This is a genomic window from Sphingobacterium yanglingense, assembly GCF_004363245.1.
In the GTDB taxonomy this organism is placed as follows: Bacteria; Bacteroidota; Bacteroidia; order Sphingobacteriales; family Sphingobacteriaceae; genus Sphingobacterium; species Sphingobacterium yanglingense.
Map to the genome: position 1 here is coordinate 837,786 of NZ_SNYV01000011.1, position 19,429 is coordinate 857,214.

The following is a 19,429-nucleotide window of genomic DNA, read 5'->3' on the forward strand; positions in this document are numbered from 1 at the left end:
AACTAAAATGTTAAACTGGTACCAAAACTAAATGTACGCTGCTGTGGGTAATACCCGTTATGTACGCTGGGACTCTCTGGATCCAGGTATTTAAACTTGGCAAATGTCAGTAGATTAGATCCGGCCAAAAAGACACGAAGTGACTTTATATTAAATCGCCTAAGTGTCGACTCGGGCACTGTATAACCTAAAGCAGCATTTTTCAAGCGGACAAAAGCTCCATTCTCTATCCACCAGGATGAATCTAGAGAATTTCCTCCACTGGGTACCAAGGAAAGGCGTGGGTACCTGGCTTGGGTATGCTCGGGTGTCCATGAATCCTCAAGCAGGTACCTCGGACTATTGTATCCATTGCCATAGAAGGCCTTTGTAAAAATAGTATTGTCCGGAATACCATGGTCATACATGCCACTGAGCAGTATATCGTTCAGTGCGCTTCCTTGCCACATCATGGAAAAATCAAATCCCTTGTACTGCAGATCGACGTTGAAAGCATACATCAACTCTGGCAGATCGGGACGTGTGCCGACAGCCATATCGTCCTGCCTTGTGAGCTTGCCATCTCCGTTGAGGTCTTTGTATATGATATCGCCAAGACGCTTATAACCTCCTCCGGGAGGTGCTGGCGTATTCTGCAATTGCTCCTCGCTCTGATATAGACCAGTCGCAATATACACCAGACGCTGCCCAATGGACTTACCCAATAAGCTCTGCCATGGGTGTATATTCTCGGTCTCCACTATAGAGAGAATTCTATTCTTGGCATAACTCATATTGCCACTGATATTGTACTGTAAAGATCCCACGTGATTACGGTATCTTAGCTGTAGCTCCATGCCCCTGGCATCTACGGCGCCACTGTTTTCGATGGTCGGGAAGTTACCGCCAAGGGAGGATGGATAAACATTTCCAATATTCTGTAGGATATCATAGGTATATTTGTAGAAAGCATCAAACTCTACGCTGAGCTTATTGTTCCAAAGGCCTGCTTCGACGCCGATATTGTAGGTTCTTGTCTTTTCCCAGGTTAGATCGACACTTGGGTAAGAACTGCTGGAATTTAATCCAAACTTTTGCGTAAGCTGATCGCCTAGTGCAATAACCGGAGATGATGATAGATTGAAGTACTGTCGATATAAGAAGGGATTGACATTGTCTTGCCCTAACAGTCCGGCGGAGCCTCTGAGTTTGAAGAAATGTTCTTCTCCTATGTTATCTTTCCAAAATTGCTCATTAGACAATATCCACCCCATAGAAACAGAGGGAAAAAATCCCCAACGGGAATGAGCTGGAAATTTATAAGATCCGTCTCTTCGGAAAGCTACTTCTACCAGATACCGAGAATCGTACGCGTAATTGAAACGACCTACATAACCTGCTCTAACGGATTGATCTGACATACCAGCATTGGGTGTAGGAGGAAATACCTGCCCAAGAGACAGCTCTGGTAGGTCCCGAAGTGGGAATCCCCATCGGGAAGCAAAAAGAGTATTGGAATTGCCACGTTGCCATTCAAAAAGCAATAATCCTTCCATATCATGCTTCCCTATCTCCATTTTGTAACGTACGGATGGACGCGCTAACAACTGACTGAAATTATCGGAATTCTGGAACAAACTGCCATCGGCCAAGAACCCGTCCGAGAGTGTTCTGGAATAGTCTCCGCTTTCAGAAATGAACGTATTTAGATAGTATGGGGTCGAAAAGCTTTTGGAATTTGCGTATTTTCTATCAAAGCTTCCGAAGAATGCCACAGTCAATCCATCGATATATTTTGGAGAATAGGATAATTGCCCTGATGTCTCAAAAAGTGCATTTTTACCTTCCTGAAAACCGCTTAATTCCGCTGCAGCAAAGGGATTCAGCGTCATATAGGAGGATCCTGTAGGAAGGCCTTTGTATTCGAATGGTAGAAATGGATACATATATAGAGCCTGTGAAATAGGATTGAACAGAGCCTGCTTTCCGTAAGATATAGACCCAGGGGCATAGGAATCTTCCAAGCGTCCCGCTAGAGAAAGGGATAACAACCAGCTGGCATTAGGATTCATATCGATATTGGTCCTTACATTATACCGCTCGAACCGCATATCCTTGACTACGCCTTCTTGCAACATACCGCCTATACTACTGAAATATCGAATATTCTCATTGCCGCCATGGAGGGAAATGTTATGTTGTGTAGAAGCCGCAGCATGTCCTAGAAATTCCTTTTGCCAATTGGTGTTCTCTAGTCCATCGGAAGGATCTCCATTACTCATCAGGGCAATCTGCTCCTCGCTAAACCATGGCTTATTTCCATCCATTTCGTTGGCTTTATTATGCCATCGCGCATATTCCGTTCCGTTTAAAAAATCAGGAAGTTGCGTGTTTTGAGAAGCAGTGACGGAGCCGTTATAGCTGAAGGTCGGTTTGACCCCGTTTTTTCCTCTTTTGGTTGTTACCAAAATCACGCCATGTGCACCTTTGACCCCATAGACCGCTGCTGCCGCTGCATCTTTTAATACGGACACTGTCTCCACATCGTTGGGGTCGACGTTTTGAAACGAACGTTCGATTCCATCCACTAAAACGAGTGGGCTGGAGTTATTATAAGTGCCATACCCTCTAACCAACATAGAAGCTCCATCGGCTCCTGGCTGTCCACTCTGTTGCTGAAATACGACGCCTGGCAGCTTTCCGACTAGAGCCTGGCTGACGTTGAACATGGGCACTTTTAATATCTCTTTGGACGAAACCTGGGCTACCGAACCTGTGAGATGGGTTTTGGTCTGTTGTCCATAACCGACCGAGACTATAACCTCCTCGATATCAGACTGAAGTTCTTCAAGCTGAATAGACAGTAATCCAGACAATGGTAACTCTACTTCTTTGGTTTTGTAACCGAGATAGCTAACCGAAAGCTTATCCCCTGCTTTTACGGAAACTGTAAATCTTCCTTCACTATCGGTTTTTACCTCTATAGCTCTCTTTTTGACAGCGACACTAGCTCCAGCAAGCACTTGACCGGAAAAGGTCTTGACTTGCCCAGAGACAGTACGTTCCTGATCACCCCGGTTATTGGATGCTGGATCGACAACTGTTATCTCTTTTTCAATCCGCTGTATAATGATGGACTTTTTCAATATCTCGTATGAAAGATCTTGCGATGGTAAAAGAAGGGATAAACCTTCTCGTAAAGGCTTGTCTTTTAATGACACATCAATCGGCTCCGCTCCCGAAATTATCTCCGCATTACAGATCACGGTATAACCAGTCTGCTTTTTGATCTCGCGAAAGACCTGTAATAGGGACATATTCTTGCCTTTGATAGTAAGCGTCTGTGCGGATACATCCGCTCTTGCTTGCACGAGTAAGGCCAGAAGGAGAACAAGAACCATTTTCATAACAATCAGGTATTTAAAAAGTGGGCGTACGTGTGTATACCCCAATGATACGATGTAATTTTTCATTACCTTTGATTGGTTTTAGTTAGTTAAATAAAATACGACTCTATTTTTCTAAGAACTACAACCGCCAGTCGGGGAAGGTGCAAACTTTCCCGGCTTTTTGAAATCGATTGTAAGTTCTAGCTATGCACTTACTTCATAACCACAGTCCTCCTTCCTTGCATGCTATATGTGATACGTTTATCGGTTCTTTTGATAACCTCCATAACTGTATCAAAATCTTCATAGCGGGATACAGCTCCCCAAATAACAATATTCTTTATGCGGGGGCTAAGTTCAATATCGATATCATACCAACGTTCCAAACGTCGTGCTATGCTCTCTAGACTCTCATTATTAAACATAAACTCGCCATTCTTCCAAGCTAAACATTCATCCATATCGACTGTCTCCACAGATATTCCTGTGGTGGAAACCAGTGACTGTTGCCCTGGCCGTAATATTTCAGATCCTTGGCCTCTCGCTGGAGAAACCTTAACACTTCCCTCGAGTAATCCAACCCGAGAGATGCGTTCGTCTGTGTAAGAATTGATATTAAAATGGGTGCCCAGCACCTCTACTTGTTCTTTTTCGGTCTTCACAATAAAGGGCCTTTTCTTGTCAGATGCGACTTCAAAATAGCCTTCGCCCTCTAGATAGACCTCACGTCGATCGCCAACGAAGGTGACTGGGTAAACAAGTTTTGACTCAGCATTGAGCCATACTTTGGTTCCATCAGACAATGTTACATGGTATTGTCCTCCTCTCGGAGTTCTCAACAGCAACTGGGTGCGGGCCACTAGATCTTGATCTACAACAGTGTGTCCCCCATCGTAACGAACCTCATTATCAATAACGATACCTTGATGTTCTGAACTAAGAAGAATCTCCTCTCCATTTGCTAAAGTCAAAATTGCTTTATTATTGCCTGCTGGGATGGTGCTACTAAACTGTTCTGTATTGCTACTAGAATCACTGACAAACGGATAAAGGATATACCCACCTATTCCCAAACAAAAAATGATAGAAGCCACTATAGCATATCTGAACCAAGGCTTACGGTGCCTATTATGGCCTTCTCCTGCTCTGATATGGGTCAATATGTGATTCAGATTATCCTCTTCGCGCCGGGCAAAATCTGCATCGAATATGTACTCGTACTCTAACAACAATTCACGAAGCCCTTCTTCGCTTTTAAGTTCGTCGGCTGTCTTTTTCAAATCTGGATATTTTGAGAACAGGTCACGTAGCTCCTCATTGTCTTCTGGAGACAATAATCCATTGATATAGTCTTTTAATAGCGGAATAAGTTGGTTCATAGTTTTATAATCGCATTACATTAATAGAAACACGATACAGATAGAAATCTGACGAGAAAAAGTATAATTTTCACAACAAAGAACCTAAACAACTGTTAGTCAGAATGATATTTTAAGAAAAAAAGCTATACAACAAAGCACTCAGCAGTGCGGAATTGTGCAATTTGAAATGAGTACGCAGAATCGCTAGTGCACGTGAGCGATTAGCGTACACGACATCTGCACTCACCCCCAAGCGTTGACTTATCTCCTCTACAGTCAACCCTTCCAAGAAACTCATATGAAAGACTTTGCGCTGGCGCTCGGAGAGCTTTTCTACCTCTTTATAGATAGCGGCAATCAGTTCGGCATGAACCATTTTTGTATAGACATCTACGTCTTGTGCCAAATCAAACTCGGTATTTAAGATAGACTCTAAGGGCTCTTCAAGAACAGGTTTTCTAAGGTAATTGAGACAGGCATTCTTGGTGCAGATATAGAGAAAGGCTTTTAGCTTTTCTTCATCCGAGAACAAATGTCTATTATTCCACATTTTGATAAATGAATCGGCAACGATTTCTTCCGCTGCCTCTCTAACCTTAACATACCGCATAGCAAACAACAGCAGCTTCCTGTTATACAAACGATAAACGGCAATAAGGCTTTGTTCCTTATTCTTATGCAATCCATCAATCAAAAGAGAAGGGCTGTGCATTTGCTTTATAAATCGTTCGTTAAAAATATAGTGTTATCAAAATTTAGGGCTTCTGTCCCTAGAAGACAGGCCAAAGTAAGCAACAATTCTTGGAAAAACAATTCATATTCCTCAGAAACCTGCGAAATAAAATGGTAAAACACTATAAATAAACAAGTAGCGTCATAACGACAAGTTAGCTAAAAATCCCTGAAGCTCCCCGATCCAGGCGTTTTTTTATTTTTCGGTCTGGCAATTTAGTTGCTTTTCTAACAAACCTCGTGTATGAAACTATTAGCTATAATCAGTTTTGGACCTCATCAAAAAATGAGAAGATGGAAACAATAACACACACATTGGCGAAAATGACCAAGAATTATTTTCCAAAACAGCTCTTATGCTGAATACCATATTTAATGGCTAACTTCGGTAATCAATAGTGATCAACCAACGTAAACCTCCCCGCTTACATTTTTCTAAAGCCAAACGGGAATTGAATTTCAGAATATTTATGATTACCTGTTAAAATATTTTCAAAGATGAAAAACCAAGAAGAAGCGCTATCCTCCTTTGAACTAATCTACAAGCCCCATTTTATAACGTTTCAAACGGTTTGCAAAAACGTATGTAGTTCAAGAAGATTCCAAAAATGTAAATAGCATAAGTAATTGTCTAGCTACTACTGAACCAACGATTTCAGTCTATTCAATTTGCCTTCTAGCTGGACATTTGAATATTTCACAAATACGGTGTTGCGGCTAGTTCGCAGTGCTTTCGCAGTCTCATTAATAATGTGATGTATTAATGCTTTATCGCTTTTAATCTCTAGCAGGTATTCTATCGTCTGGATCTGTACCAGAATGTTGGATTCGGCATCGTCGGGGAGCTGCTCAGCACCGAATTCGAGCCGGTATAATTCCCTTTCTAGATCTCGCTTGTGCTTCCTAAACTTTGCAGCTTTACCCAATCTAGCAAATACCTGAAAGGCTTCTTCTATTAAACTGATTACTATATTTTTATCGCCTTTGTTATCGATCTGCTCTTTTATAACATCGATTTGCATCTGGAGGTTTGCAGCAGCGGCTTCGAGCCGGTCTCTCCACTCTTGGCGCACAGCGGCAGCTTGTTCCTTCCGCTTCTTTTCTTCCTCCTGAGCTTCTCTAAAAGCTTGTATAACCATCTCTGTCTTGATGGGAAGATCCCTTACCTCACTGCTACTTGTAACATGCCAGCCATCGCATGCTATACATTGATAGGATCGCACAGGTGCGTAGCCAGTGGCCTTGCGAATCTCTTCATTATTGTATCTAATGAAGTCCTCCGCTTTCTTCTCTGACTCAAAAAGGATTTTGTGACGTTGTGCCTCTGGGCAGTAATATCGACTCTTGGATGGTTTCATAGCTCATAATCTATGGGGAAAATTAAAAACCTGCTAATGGTCTTATCTAAGATAGCCTTTAAAACATTAAACACATAAAAATGAAGTAGATATAATAATTCATCAACAAAATCGATTATATCCGAAGTGGACACAAGAGAGAACTCACTGAAGCTCCCCGCTCCAGGAAGTTTTTTTGTGTATATCGTTTCATACAACATTACATCTATATTGTACTTGATGAGGTAAAATGATTTGCCTACCAGCTAATCGGGCTAGGCTACCTTGGAAGTAAATATTGTACCGGACTATTCACTTTATTTAAATCGGACTACTATAGGCAACAGATAATCCATAACCTTTGTATCCTTCTTAGATTACAAAACGAATACTTGTCAAAAATATGGATAAGATGCAAAAACTGACACAAAAACAAGTCGTTGAACTGTATAACAAACCTCTTATGGAATTGCTTTACGAAGCTGCAACAGTCCATAGGCAATTTCATGATCCCAATAAGGTACAGGTTTCAACTTTAGTATCCATAAAAACGGGAGGCTGCCCCGAAGATTGTGCGTATTGCCCTCAGGCTGCACGTTATCATACAGAGGTAAAGGCAGAAAGTTTGATGAGTGTGGAGCAGGTTAAAGCACAGGCCCTCCAAGCAAAAGCCGGAGGAAGCTCTAGGATCTGTATGGGTGCTGCATGGAGGAATGTAAAAGATGGTGCCGAATTTGACCAGGTATTGGAAATGGTCCGCACATTGAACAAGCTCGATATGGAGGTCTGCTGTACGCTAGGGATGATTACCGAAAACCAGGCCAAACGCCTCTCGGAAGCGGGGCTATATGCTTACAACCATAACATCGACTCTTCGGAAGATTATTATGAACAAATAATTTCGACGAGAAGCTATAAGGATCGCTTACAGACTATCGATAATGTCAGAAAAACGAATATCACGGTGTGCAGCGGAGGAATTATCGGTATGGGTGAAAGTATGGAAAACCGGGCCGATATGTTAATCACTTTGGCTTCTCTATCTCCCCACCCTGAATCTGTACCTATCAATGCACTAGTTCCTGTAGAAGGTACTCCGATGGAAGAAATGGCGCCTGTATCTATCTGGGAGATGGTGCGAATGGTGGCAACGGCACGTATTTTATTGCCCGAAACACAGGTGAGACTTTCGGCGGGCCGTACGCAAATGAGCCAGGAAGGTCAGGCTTTGTGTTTTTTTGCCGGTGCTAATTCTATTTTTGCGGGAGACAAGTTGCTAACTACACCTAACCCCGACGTAAATGAGGATATGAAAATGTTTGAGGAATTGGGATTGATTCTACAAAAACCGTTTGAAAAACGTCCACAGCCGCAAACAATAGAAGCCGAAAATGCTTGCTTTCAAACACTGGGCGAAAAGCCAAAATGGACGAGACCGGGACACCTTATTAGGAGAAATATAGAAAAGGAAAAAGATAATAATTGATTAGTTAGAACTCCCTGAAGTTCCCCGCTTTAGGGAGTTTTTTGGGAATATCTAATTGGGATGAATGCGCCTAAAAGACGCTAGAATGTATGTATAAGCAGTCATTATGAGGAATGAATCGGAATAGGATAGCTATATAGGTGATATGGATCTGCCTGTGGATGTAAATAGGCCATTATTACAGGACTAATCGGGATTGAGCTAGTCACTATAAAAACATTCAAACACTTCAGATTGATCGTCACTCTGAAGTGCCTGGATGCTTTATAAAAATTATTTCTTACCCGTGACGAGTTCAACAAGTCTCGCTAAGGTACGGGCCTGTTTCTCCTGTGGTATGATGAGATAATGGTGATTTTGGCCTGAACGGGTAGAAAAGCGGCTATGTCCCTCCTTTTCAATTGTAATCTTTCCCGCAGCAGATAGGTCAAAATAGGCCTGATCGGGTTCAAGAGCGTACAATACAGAAGTTAAGTCCCAAGTCTGTCTATCGTAAGGCATCTTCTGGTATACCTCATATGAAATGGTCAGCGGATTTCGATCTTTATGAGGGAAATCATTTAGAATGCTTTGATGGGGGTACAACAATTTGCTTCCGACCTCAAAGCCGCTTGCTACTAACAAGGTCGGCCAGCGCTCGAAAACAACTTTTGAAGCGTGCAAATCCTGTACGACATTCCATTCAGGAAAATCGAAATCGTCATTATATAAACCTGCCATCACAGACAAAAGGCGAACCTTACGATTGACCAATTCTGTACCATTCAATGGGCTATATTCATCAGGCTCCGAATCCAATAAACGCTGCAAATTGGTCAATGGGCCTACTGCGATGAATACTACAGAACCATCTTTCTCTTTGGCCAATAACTTACGTTGCAATTTGTAGCCCTCAGGAATACTGGAGTCCAGTTTTCTTTTGGGTTTCAAAATAGGCTTGTGATCCACTAAAGTGTCTAAAGCGACAGGCACATATCGGTACGGTTCGGGATTGACACCGTTGTAAGCAAATCCAATAGGTAAGGGTCTAAACTTTTGATACCGGAGATAACCATCAAGGTATTCGACAACTCTTGGGTAGGATTTGCCGATGGTCACGCCCAATAATTTGATCACTTTTGAGCGGTCATAGTTGATCAACATTTGCAAAGCCAAAACATCGTCTATATCATTACCAATATCGGTATCAAAAATAACGGGGATTGGATTCGTGTCCTTTTTTTGTGCGGTCAGTATGGATCCGGAAACAAAAAAAACTAAGAATAACAAGTACTTCTTCATATATTTCAGTTTTTATCTATTTTGTAATGTAGGCTCCTATCCTGTTGAATATCGTCAATATCAGTAGCTTCTAAGCGTTGCTTCTTTGGTATACTATTGACCCCTATATATCCTAAAGCTGTATATCCCCCCTGTATGTAATTTTTGTTAGCAAACCTTAATGAGGGGAGATCGCCCGCAGGATCTAATATAGATAACGCCAGTATATATTCCCCTTTTGACAAGTGTTTGTCGAGGGTGATTTTCTTTGAAATCCGGATTTCAGGTGCAGGTGTTAAGTATTTTTGCTGATCCACCTGCCAATTATCACCGGGCATCCAACTGGAAATATCGATAGCAGACAATACTTTGCCCCACACTTTGCGGCGCGTGACCGGATCCAAAAGTACGACCTCCAATGGCCAATTATAGTAAAATGGTGACGAACCTAAATTTTTGACGGTAAAGTCTAGGTGAAATTCCTTGTTGGAGACTACGGGATCATAACTCGCCCGCTCTACAAAAAATCTATAACCCAACGCCCGTTGTAGTGAATCTGCATTTCGTTTAAAATCATTATCCTCAAAATCAGCCCAAGTAATGCCGCCCAAGTGATTGCAGTGTAGATTCCGGATCTGCTCAATGGTGATATCCATATACTCTTTGTCTGCGACCACCTGTTCAAAACTCTTGAACTTCCCTAAGGATCCCCAATTCCAGGTTATTTCTCCACCGATAGGTTGAGTTTTCCATCGATCGCCTATTTTCTTCATTTCATCATAACCTCGTACCTGCTCTTCTTTCTGCGACCAGGAATCCCAGTATATACCAAAATCGTAGTCCTTGAAGTCGTAGGCATAGCGTACCATTACTTTTTTATGTTGAAAAGCTTTGGTAAAAGCATCGCCCAATACCTGCTCTATGCCCGGCACCCATGTACGATTGTCTACATGCTTCGGTTCATCATGCGGTGGCCAATAGGTCGATATGTTAGGATCGTGATGTTCGCCCCACTCGCCGATGATTCCCATCTCCACATAGGCGACTCGTGGATCATTATCCCAGGCTTGACCAATCTTCTCGACCAATAACCTAACCCGCTCGGGAAAAGTGGCATCAAAATAACCACCTTCTATCGGGACGATGCTATCCTGACTCTCCACATACGCTCCCCATGAATTGGGAATCTGTTTGTAGGGTGACTTTTGCCCTGGTAGATCTTTGGGCCAGTGCCAGCCGTTCAGATCGTCTATATTATTTGGATCTTTGGCCTTTCCTCCGTGCCAGGGCTCGAGCCATACCAGATAGACCCGCGGTATAACTTTTATGTTTTCGTTTTCTACTCCTTGCCACCTGTAATTGGAGTAGGCGATTATTTTATCTATCCCGTCCGACCTATTCTCTTCCAACATGTTCCATGGCATATATTCCTTAATTAAGGATCCATAGGGATAAGGATAATCAGCCCGAACCTTGTCTTCTCCTTTTAGAAAGAATTCTCTCAAGCCTTTCATCGGGTTACGAAAAGCATATGGGTATTCTTCAAATGTCAGGTTGACCCGACGGGATCCGGACTGCGCATAAGCATTATTATGCGCAGCATACAAAAACAGGAATATAAAAAAAGTGCCTGTAAGAATCTGTAGGACGGCGGCCTGCCTATGTTTAATCTCTTTTATACTCATAGTACAACGTTTTGTCTGCCGCCAGATCTACAAATAGATTACGGCTTATTTCAAAATTATCTATCTGCTGCCCGACGCCTATGTAGCCCATCGGATGGCGTCCACCCTGAATATAATTTATCGTTGCAAATCTAATACTCGGTAGATTGCCTGCTGGATCGTTTATACTGATAGCAAGCATGTACTCTCCTGGAGCTATATCGCTTGGGATCGCTAGGTCACCTTCGATGGTGTATGATTTTGCCTGCTGCGTATATTGGTTGTTTCCAGAATCCCAGTTTTCTCCCGGCATCCAAGAAGATATATTAACATTTGATAATACGGCAGACCATTCTTTTAACTGTGTACTCTTGTGCACCAATGCGATCTCTACCGGCCAATCGTAATAAAAGGGAGAGCTGCCGGTATTCCGGACTTTGAATGACACTTTTAGATTTTTTCCGGGATCGACACGGGTTGGATAAACAAATTCATCGATTACATAGCGATACCCTAATGCCTTTTGGATGCTTTCGGCATGTTGTAAAAACTCTAGGTTTTTAAAATTCGCCCATGTTACGCCTCCTAAGTGATTGCAGTGTAGGGAACGGATCTGATCGAGTACATTTTTTCGCATGCTGGCGTCAACAATGACTTCTTCAAAAGATTTAAACTTGGCCATATCCCCCCAATTCCATGTGATCTCACCGCCAATAGGTTGTGTCTTCCAACGATCTCCTAATTGTTTGATCGCTTCATAGCCCCTCTCTTGCTCTTGTCCTTCGGCAAAGGAGTCCCAATATATACCAAAGTCATAATCTTTGAACTCATAAGCATACCTCACCATGACCTTTTTATTTTTGAACGCTGCAGTGAACGCATCGCCTAGGGTCTTTTCAACCCCGGGTATCCAAGTGCGGTTGGCCACGTGTTGCTCTTGGTCATGTGGTTTCCAATATGTTGTGATCGATGGGTCATGATGCTCGCCCCACTCGCCGATGATCCCCATCTCGACGTACGCTACACGAGGGTCATTGTCCCAGGCTTGTCCGGCCTTCTCAACCAGCTTTTTGAGTCTATATTGAAAGTTCGGATCAAAATATCCGCCCGTAATCGGGATCGTGATATTGGCAGAATAGATCTGCCCAGGGATATCACTAGGCCAGTGCCATCCATTGAGGTCGTCTGGCGTAGAAACGTACGTGTTTTTTGCATATCCCCCATGCCAAGGCTCCTGCCAAATGATAAAAATCCGAGGAATGACCTTGACGTTCATATCCTCAACACCACCCCAACGGTGATCGCTGTAGTCCATGATTTTGTCTACACCATCACTCTCTTGGTTTTCTATCATATTCCACTGCATATACTCCTTGACCATCGAGCCAAAAGGATAGGGATATTCAGATCGCTTGACATCATATCCCGGTCCAAAAAATTCACGTAGCCCCTTCATCGGGTTACGGATTGCCCTGCCGTATTCACGTGGCTTTACTACAACTTTCCCATCTTGCACTTCGACGGTATTGGTGTTTATATGGCTAAAATCCTCTTCATAATTGGGCTTACATCCGATAAAAACAATCAGAACCAAAAGCTTCCATGCATTCATTATTTTCATGATTAATGTCTTTTATCAATATCCGGGATTATTTTCTTTAATGGCTTCATTGGCATCCATGGCCGCCTTAGGGATCGGGTATAAATTATGATAGTCTTGTATATCTACACCTGCGCTTATTTTCATCGTTTCCTTGAGCTTGCCAAATCTGATCAAATCCCATCTACGCAAATGCTCAAAACAGAGCTCATGTAAGCGCTCTTTAAGAAGTACGTCTGCAAACTGTGTTTGTGTTAGGTTTGATGTAGCTAATATTGGATTAATGCCGGCGCGCCTTCTCACGGTATTAAGCGCGTCATATTTGCTATCACTGGCATCACCCAAAAGGTTCAAAGCTTCTGCTTTCATCAATAAGACGTCTGCATAGCGAATGAGCACAAAATTTAAGTTATCATCCTCTATCACATTACCGTGTGTGGAATCAAAAAATTTATAATTGGAGGCGGGTACCTGAGGAACGCCATTAAAAGTCGTTAGAAAGAAGGCTTGCCTACGTTTGTCGGTAGGTTCATAACTATCATATACATATTGCGTAGGCCCAAATCCACCCCAGCCGCCAAAGTTTGTTGGACCTCCCACGCCACGTGGGCCCCAATAGCTATGCTGGAGACTTCCTTCCATTCCCCAAGCGCCAGAGTGTTTAAACTGTACCTCAAAGATATTTTCAATTTCTTGGTTTTTGTTTTTAGGGTCAAAAATATCTCTTAGATTATCGTATAATCTAAATTTTCCATCTAAGGCATTGCAATAAGATAAAGCTTGCTCTGGTTTTTTCCATTGCAGATACACTCTTGCCAACATCGCTTGAACGGCGTATTTGGTGGCACGTCCAACATCTGCAGCAACGGTCCATTTTGTCGGTAAAACATTTTCGGCATCTTTTAGATCCTGTACGATCAGCTCGTAGACTTTATCTTGGGGAACACGGGGCTTCATAATCTCGTCTCGATCGATGGATGACTTTGTCCACAAAGGCACACCGCCGTACATACGCACCAAATCAAAATAATAGATAGCCCGCAGAAACTTGGCTTGCGCAATCATCATTGTCCTTTCATTGTTATCAATGACACCCTCCGGAATGTCGATGACGACATTGCTGCGTTTTATCCCTTCATAACAGACCCTATAATGATCCGCGAGAAAAGGATGCGAGTCATTGAAGGTGTAGTAATGGAGCTCGGAGTAGGCAGCCCAGCCCATATCGAAGGGGATAACCTCGTCGGTACCGAATTCGGACAAAGTAATGGTGTATTTTCCGACAAATACGGCCTGCAACATCGCATACGCTCCATTAAGTGTTTTTTTCCAATCACTGAGGTCGTTGTATGCATTCTCTGGTGTCAATACACTGAGTGGCTTTTCGTCTAAAAACTTTTCGCAACTGCTTAATAGACTTAAAAAGCATAAACCGGTATAAAATAATTTCTTTTTCATCTGTAAATAATATTGCTGTAAATATTAGAGTGTCAAAGCTATACCACCAATAAATGTTCTCGCATTAGGGTATGGATTTACCTTATCGCTAGACTCTACATCAAAGCCGGTAAACTCGGTAAAAGTCAACAGGTTCTGCGCCGAGAAAAATACCCGCAGACTTTTCACCTTACTATTGAATAAAGACGGACTAAAGCTGTAACCCAATTCGATATTTTTTAGGCGCAAGTAATCTCCCCGCTGTAAATGGGCATCTGTACCATCTCCGTTGGCAAAAGGACTACCAAGTCGTGGTGCCGGAAATATATTGGAAGGCCGCTCAAAAGTCCAGTATCCGTTGTAATAATCCTGGCTCATATTCCCCCAGGGATTGAATGCATGTAGGTAACGGTTCAATGCGTTGTCTATCATATGCCCCCCTGCGTATACGAAAAAGATATTGAGATCGATGTCCTTGTATCTGAAAGTATTTCCTAAACTACCATAATACTTGGGCACACTCTCACCCGTAAAGGTTCTGTCGTCACTATTGATAATGCCATTGCCATCCAAATCCAGAATTTTACGGTCTCCCGGCTGGGCATTATATCTTGCGGCTTCAGAAGCTTCGCTCTCCTGCCAGATGCCTTGACTCTTTAGCATATAAAACTGATTGATCGTTCTGCCGACAAAAAGCCATTTGTTGATATCCTGTTTGTTGTTGTACAATTCAGTCACACGGTTTTGATTGTAGGTAAAATTCATCGTCGTCTGCCAGCTAAACTTACCGGAGCTTATATTCAATGAATTTAGGCCAATCTCTATCCCTTTATTGATGACTTTACCAACATTGGTAAGGGAATTTTCAAAGCCTGACTCTCTGGGAAGCGGCACGCTGAACAGAAGGTCTCGTGTATTTTTGTGATACAAATCGATACTACCTGTTATCCGGTTATTCCACAGACCGAAATCTATTCCCAGATCTATCTGTTGTGATTTTTCCCAGGTCAACTCTGGATTGCTAATGGTATTCTGAACAGAACCTGTGGCCACGTTATTGCCCAAAACATAGTCTGACCAATATCCGCCTTCGCTAATAGTAGCCGCAAAAGCGAAATCGCCAATATTCTGATTCCCCAGCTGACCAATGGAGGCGCGGATCTTCAGATTGCTGAGCAATGGGCTGTCTTTCAAAAACTCCTCGCTACTGACCTTCCATGCGACCGAAGCTGAGGGGAAGAAACTCCACCTGTTATTCGGCGCAAACTTGGAAGAACCATCTCTACGAAGATTTATTGTCGCCAGATACTTATCTTGAAAGCTATAATTTAACCTACCGTAGAAGGAAACGAGGGAAGAATTGACCGCATAAGAAGAGTTGGGGCCATGGTTTTCTGCTCCTCCAAGATTATTGTATTTTAATATGGGATTAAGATTTTTAGAGTCTGCGGTTGTATTTTCATAGGTCACTCTGGAGACCGACGCTCCTACCATCGCATCAAATCTATGCGCCTCTAACTGATACCTGTAGTTGAATGTATTTTCAGACTGTAGATACATGCGCTTCCCGTTGAATTTGGTTGCATGCCCTCCATCGGGATAATGTTGCCCCATCCGTCCATCTTCGTAGGAGTTCACGTTAAAAAACTCTAGGTCTCCGCCATTTTCGGAACGAAAGGTCAAATTAGCAATAGGTTGAAGCTCGAAAAAGAAATTACCCATCACTTTGCTTTTTTTAGTGATCTTATCCAACAAATCGACCATCGCTACGGGATTGGCTTTGGTATTTAAAAAGCCATCAAAATAGGCTCCATTTTCTAGAAATATCGGCGCCGTAGGTTGTGAGCTTATCGCACTGAACATAGTACCGTATCCAGAATCTTGCTCTTCATTAATATTCTTCAAGCTGGAGTTGATCACATTAAACCGTATACCGCTTTTGATCCAGTCCTTCAATTGTGCATCCATATTAAAGCGTACAGAGCCTTTGTTGAAAGATGAGTTTTTGATTGTTCCAATTTGATCGTACCAGTCTACCGCTAACATATGGGTCACTTTATCACTTCCACCCGACAGCGAAAGGTTATAGTTATTGTATCGTCCATTTTGGGTCACGGCATCTTGCCAATCGGTAGTTTCTCCTTTACTGATCCACCTTAACTCGTCAGACGTCCACTGATAATTGGAGTTTGCGGTATTTGCCAATTCAAAATATTGGGTTGCATCCATCAGATTCTGTTTATTGAGCATCCTTTGGGTACCATAGTTCGCTAGAAAAGAAAGCTTTCCTTCGCCACTACGGCCTTTTTTTGTGGTGATTAAAACAACGCCATTGGATCCTCTGGATCCATATATGGATGCTGCAGATGCATCCTTCAAAACATCGATCGATTCGATATCCTGGGGAGAAAGATCCTGGAGACCTCCCTCTACGGGTAGCCCATCGATGATATAAAGGGGTGAATTACCCGCATTTATGGATCCCTGTCCTCTGATGATAACGGTAGCGTCACCTCCCGGCTTGACAGACCCGGTGGTCACATAAACACCGGAAGCAAGTCCTTGTAATGCGCTGGTAGCTGTCCCCACTTTACTGTTATTCAACTGCTCCACGTCTATAGAAACCACTGCACCTGTCAGGTCTTTTTTCTTGACTGTACCGTAACCGATAGCGACGACCTCCTCAATATTTCTTAAGTTCTCTTGCAAAATAATTTCGAGTGGCTGCCCATCCTGAATGACAATTTTTTTAGATTCGAATTGAGCATGCGATACGAAGATCGTGTGACCGGCACTTCCCTCGATCGCAAATTGTCCATCTTGGCCAGTGATGGTCTTTATATTGGACTTTAAATTTTCAATAGTCGCTCCCGCAACTCCGAGTTTCTGCTCATTGACCACCCGCCCTCTGATCTGCGCCATTGCGTAATCGGATGATAATAAAATCAATAAGGTTGTAAATATGCTTATTAAATTCTTCATGGTTTATAATTTAAAATGACCGAACAGGACGTACACCTATTTTCCATCCCTCTCTATCCGAATTGCTACTCACAATATTTGTTGCTTCGTAAAAATTGACATAATAAGCAGACCATCCTGCCTGATCTCCTGGACCTTCACTTGAAGACCAATAGTTATTGGCAGGTATAGCAGCACCTTTTTGAGCAAGTAGATTTTTTTGTCTGAACAATTCTTTCAATTCATCCTGAGATGGCAAATACCAGTCTTTGAACTCGAAATCCCCTTCCTTGACAACAAGCTCTCTACACAACTCTGCAGCCGTTTTAATATTCTTCCAATTTGAATTGGGATTATTTAAGCGATATTGGTTAATGGATTGGATCAATTTGTTGGTGTTCGGTGCTCCTGCCCCCATATCGGTACTCGTACCTGCTATGTTGGACATGGAGACTGCTGGGCCAAACATTTCTGTTGGCGTGCCTACATTGGCCTTGCTGGCTATCATCCCATTTAATCCCGAGTTGGTCGTAAAATAGACAACACCACCTCCCAAAACATCGCCAACTTGAACAGCAATTTTTAACTCGCCCAACACCGTTATCTTACGTTCTCTTTTGACCACAACTCTATTTATACCATATAAATGAGCTGGAAGCTGAATGTTTATGCCTTCTGCATCAACAGCAGTGGTAACGGGGATCTCTATGTTTTGTCCATAATTCGCATTGCTTAACACAATACGGTCATTCGTCTCAAAGCCTTTGCCCTCTATACGAACACTAGATTCTCTGTTAACAATCTCGCTGGGGAATACCAAGTCATCTATGACTACAACGGCAGGAACAATAAAGTTTCCCAAAAGCAGAGATTGCTGATTGTCTCGTTCTACTTGAACTCGGTATATTCCTTCGGCTTGGCGAGGAACTCGAACGGTTATATCATTGTCCGATACAGCTATAACGTCGACATCTAAAATTTCTTCTTGCTTTACTAACCTGATGATATCGCGACCCGAAAATCCCTTTCCTTGAATTTTAGCCTCAGCATTCGGTAGATTAGTGCTTTCAGTGGGCATAGTTACCTCTAGAATGATTGGCGCAATAGGAACAGCAACATGCTTGTCCTCCTTATCACAAGAGAGCATTGCCCCCATAAGGAGTAATGATAAAAATTTGGTTCTCATAATAGTTTTATTTTTTATTGGTTATTTTTTTATTAGCTCCCCGCCCAGATGATGCTCACGATACCTAAAACGAAAAGGATAAACATAGTCGTCAGTTTTCCATTGACCGACGGTTGCACATCCTTAAACTCTCGCCAGATGAATACCCCCCAAAGTGCGGCAACTAGCGTAGCACCTTGTCCAAGTCCATAAGAAATCGCTGCCCCTGCTTTACCTGCGGCAATTAGGTTGAGTGCGTTTCCTATGCCCCATATCGCTCCACCCAATATCCCTGTCAAATGATTACGAAATGATCCTGCAAAATAAGCCTTATAGCTGGTCGGAACACCAACAAACGGCTTCTTGATCAGAATGGTATTAAAGATCAAATTGCTCAACAAGACACCTAGTGAAAAGACAAAAAAGGCGGTATATGGCGTCATTTTGCCCACTTCAGGATTTTGAAAGTTATCCAAATCCATCGAAGCTGCTATAAACCGGTAGAAAAAGGCCATAAGCACTCCTGCAAAAATAGCAAGCCATAGCCCTTTAGTGGCTCCCGTATGAGCACTGGTCGTTTTCTTCGCCTTATAGGCTAGTGCATTTAAAATAATGGCCAAGACCACCATGCTCACACCGACAAACAGAAACAATGGATCTCCCTGTTGAGCCGCCATATAATTAATAACGACACCTAGTACCAAAGCGATACCTACTCCCACAGGAAACGCGACAGACATTCCGGCGATAGCGATCGATGCTGAGAGCAGAATATTTCCTGCGTTAAAAACAATTCCTCCGACTAGAGCCGACAGGAAGTTGTCGCGCTCGACTTGCTGCAGATCATCCACAAAGGATCGACCTTCTGTACCCATGCTTCCGAAAGTTAATGCTGAAAGCAAGGATAAAAAGACCATCCCTAACACATAATCCCAATAGAAGAGCTCAAAACGCCAATTTTTTGAAGACATTTTTTGGGTGTTACCCCAGGAGCCCCAACATAGCATGGTAATAAAACAAAGTAGTACCGCTATTCCGTAATCTTTTACAATGAACAT

At 42.7% G+C, this 19,429-nt stretch carries 12 protein-coding genes; 1 reads left to right on the forward strand and 11 read right to left on the reverse strand.

Annotation, left to right across the window (positions count from 1 at the left end):
- Positions 1 to 2: 2 nt before the first annotated feature.
- The 4 genes from CLV99_RS05900 to CLV99_RS05915 form a co-directional block, all read right to left on the reverse strand.
- Positions 3 to 3,452 carry a TonB-dependent receptor gene (locus tag CLV99_RS05900; protein WP_133583548.1) on the reverse strand — a complete coding sequence of 1,150 codons (3,450 nt, stop codon included), beginning with the start codon at positions 3,450 to 3,452 and terminating at the stop codon, positions 3 to 5.
- A 128-nt stretch (positions 3,453 to 3,580) separates the two neighbouring features.
- Positions 3,581 to 4,747: a FecR family protein gene (locus CLV99_RS05905; protein WP_133583549.1), complete on the reverse strand. Its 1,167-nt coding sequence runs from the start codon at positions 4,745 to 4,747 to the stop codon at positions 3,581 to 3,583.
- 112 nt (positions 4,748 to 4,859) lie between these two features.
- Positions 4,860 to 5,441 carry an RNA polymerase sigma-70 factor gene (locus CLV99_RS05910; RefSeq protein ID WP_133583550.1) on the reverse strand — a complete coding sequence of 194 codons (582 nt, stop codon included), beginning with the start codon at positions 5,439 to 5,441 and terminating at the stop codon, positions 4,860 to 4,862.
- Between the two features lie 658 nt (positions 5,442 to 6,099).
- Positions 6,100 to 6,819, reverse strand: coding sequence for a hypothetical protein (locus CLV99_RS05915; RefSeq protein ID WP_133583551.1), 720 nt, complete (start codon positions 6,817 to 6,819; stop codon positions 6,100 to 6,102).
- A 382-nt stretch (positions 6,820 to 7,201) separates the two neighbouring features.
- On the opposite strand from CLV99_RS05915, the gene bioB reads away from it, so the two are divergent.
- The gene (gene bioB / locus CLV99_RS05920) at positions 7,202 to 8,284 is read left to right on the forward strand and encodes a biotin synthase BioB (protein ID WP_133583552.1); all 1,083 of its coding nucleotides are present in this window, start codon (positions 7,202 to 7,204) and stop codon (positions 8,282 to 8,284) included.
- Between the two features lie 273 nt (positions 8,285 to 8,557).
- On the opposite strand, the gene CLV99_RS05925 is transcribed toward bioB, so the two are convergent.
- Genes CLV99_RS05925 through CLV99_RS05955 form a run of 7 tightly spaced genes read right to left on the reverse strand, consistent with a single transcriptional unit; the run spans position 8,558 to position 19,429 of the window.
- Positions 8,558 to 9,565: a nucleoside hydrolase gene (locus CLV99_RS05925; protein WP_133583553.1), complete on the reverse strand. Its 1,008-nt coding sequence runs from the start codon at positions 9,563 to 9,565 to the stop codon at positions 8,558 to 8,560.
- A 5-nt stretch (positions 9,566 to 9,570) separates the two neighbouring features.
- Positions 9,571 to 11,229: a DUF4832 domain-containing protein gene (locus CLV99_RS05930; protein ID WP_133583554.1), complete on the reverse strand. Its 1,659-nt coding sequence runs from the start codon at positions 11,227 to 11,229 to the stop codon at positions 9,571 to 9,573.
- Positions 11,210 to 12,829 (reverse strand): DUF4832 domain-containing protein, encoded by a 1,620-nt coding sequence (locus CLV99_RS05935; RefSeq protein ID WP_133583555.1) that lies wholly within the window; start codon positions 12,827 to 12,829, stop codon positions 11,210 to 11,212. Before CLV99_RS05935 ends, CLV99_RS05930 begins: the two co-directional genes overlap by 20 nt.
- A gap of 15 nt (positions 12,830 to 12,844) precedes the next feature.
- Complete coding sequence (locus CLV99_RS05940; protein ID WP_133583556.1) at positions 12,845 to 14,266, reverse strand: RagB/SusD family nutrient uptake outer membrane protein; 1,422 nt, start codon at positions 14,264 to 14,266, stop codon at positions 12,845 to 12,847.
- A 24-nt stretch (positions 14,267 to 14,290) separates the two neighbouring features.
- The gene (locus CLV99_RS05945; RefSeq protein WP_133583557.1) at positions 14,291 to 17,227 is read right to left on the reverse strand and encodes a SusC/RagA family TonB-linked outer membrane protein; all 2,937 of its coding nucleotides are present in this window, start codon (positions 17,225 to 17,227) and stop codon (positions 14,291 to 14,293) included.
- 10 nt (positions 17,228 to 17,237) lie between these two features.
- Entirely contained in the window at positions 17,238 to 18,392 is a 1,155-nt protein-coding gene (locus tag CLV99_RS05950) for a DUF1566 domain-containing protein (RefSeq protein ID WP_133583558.1), read from the reverse strand.
- Positions 18,393 to 18,424: 32 nt separating this feature from the next.
- On the reverse strand, positions 18,425 to 19,429 hold the full coding sequence (locus tag CLV99_RS05955; protein ID WP_133583559.1) for a GRP family sugar transporter: 1,005 nt from the start codon (positions 19,427 to 19,429) through the stop codon (positions 18,425 to 18,427).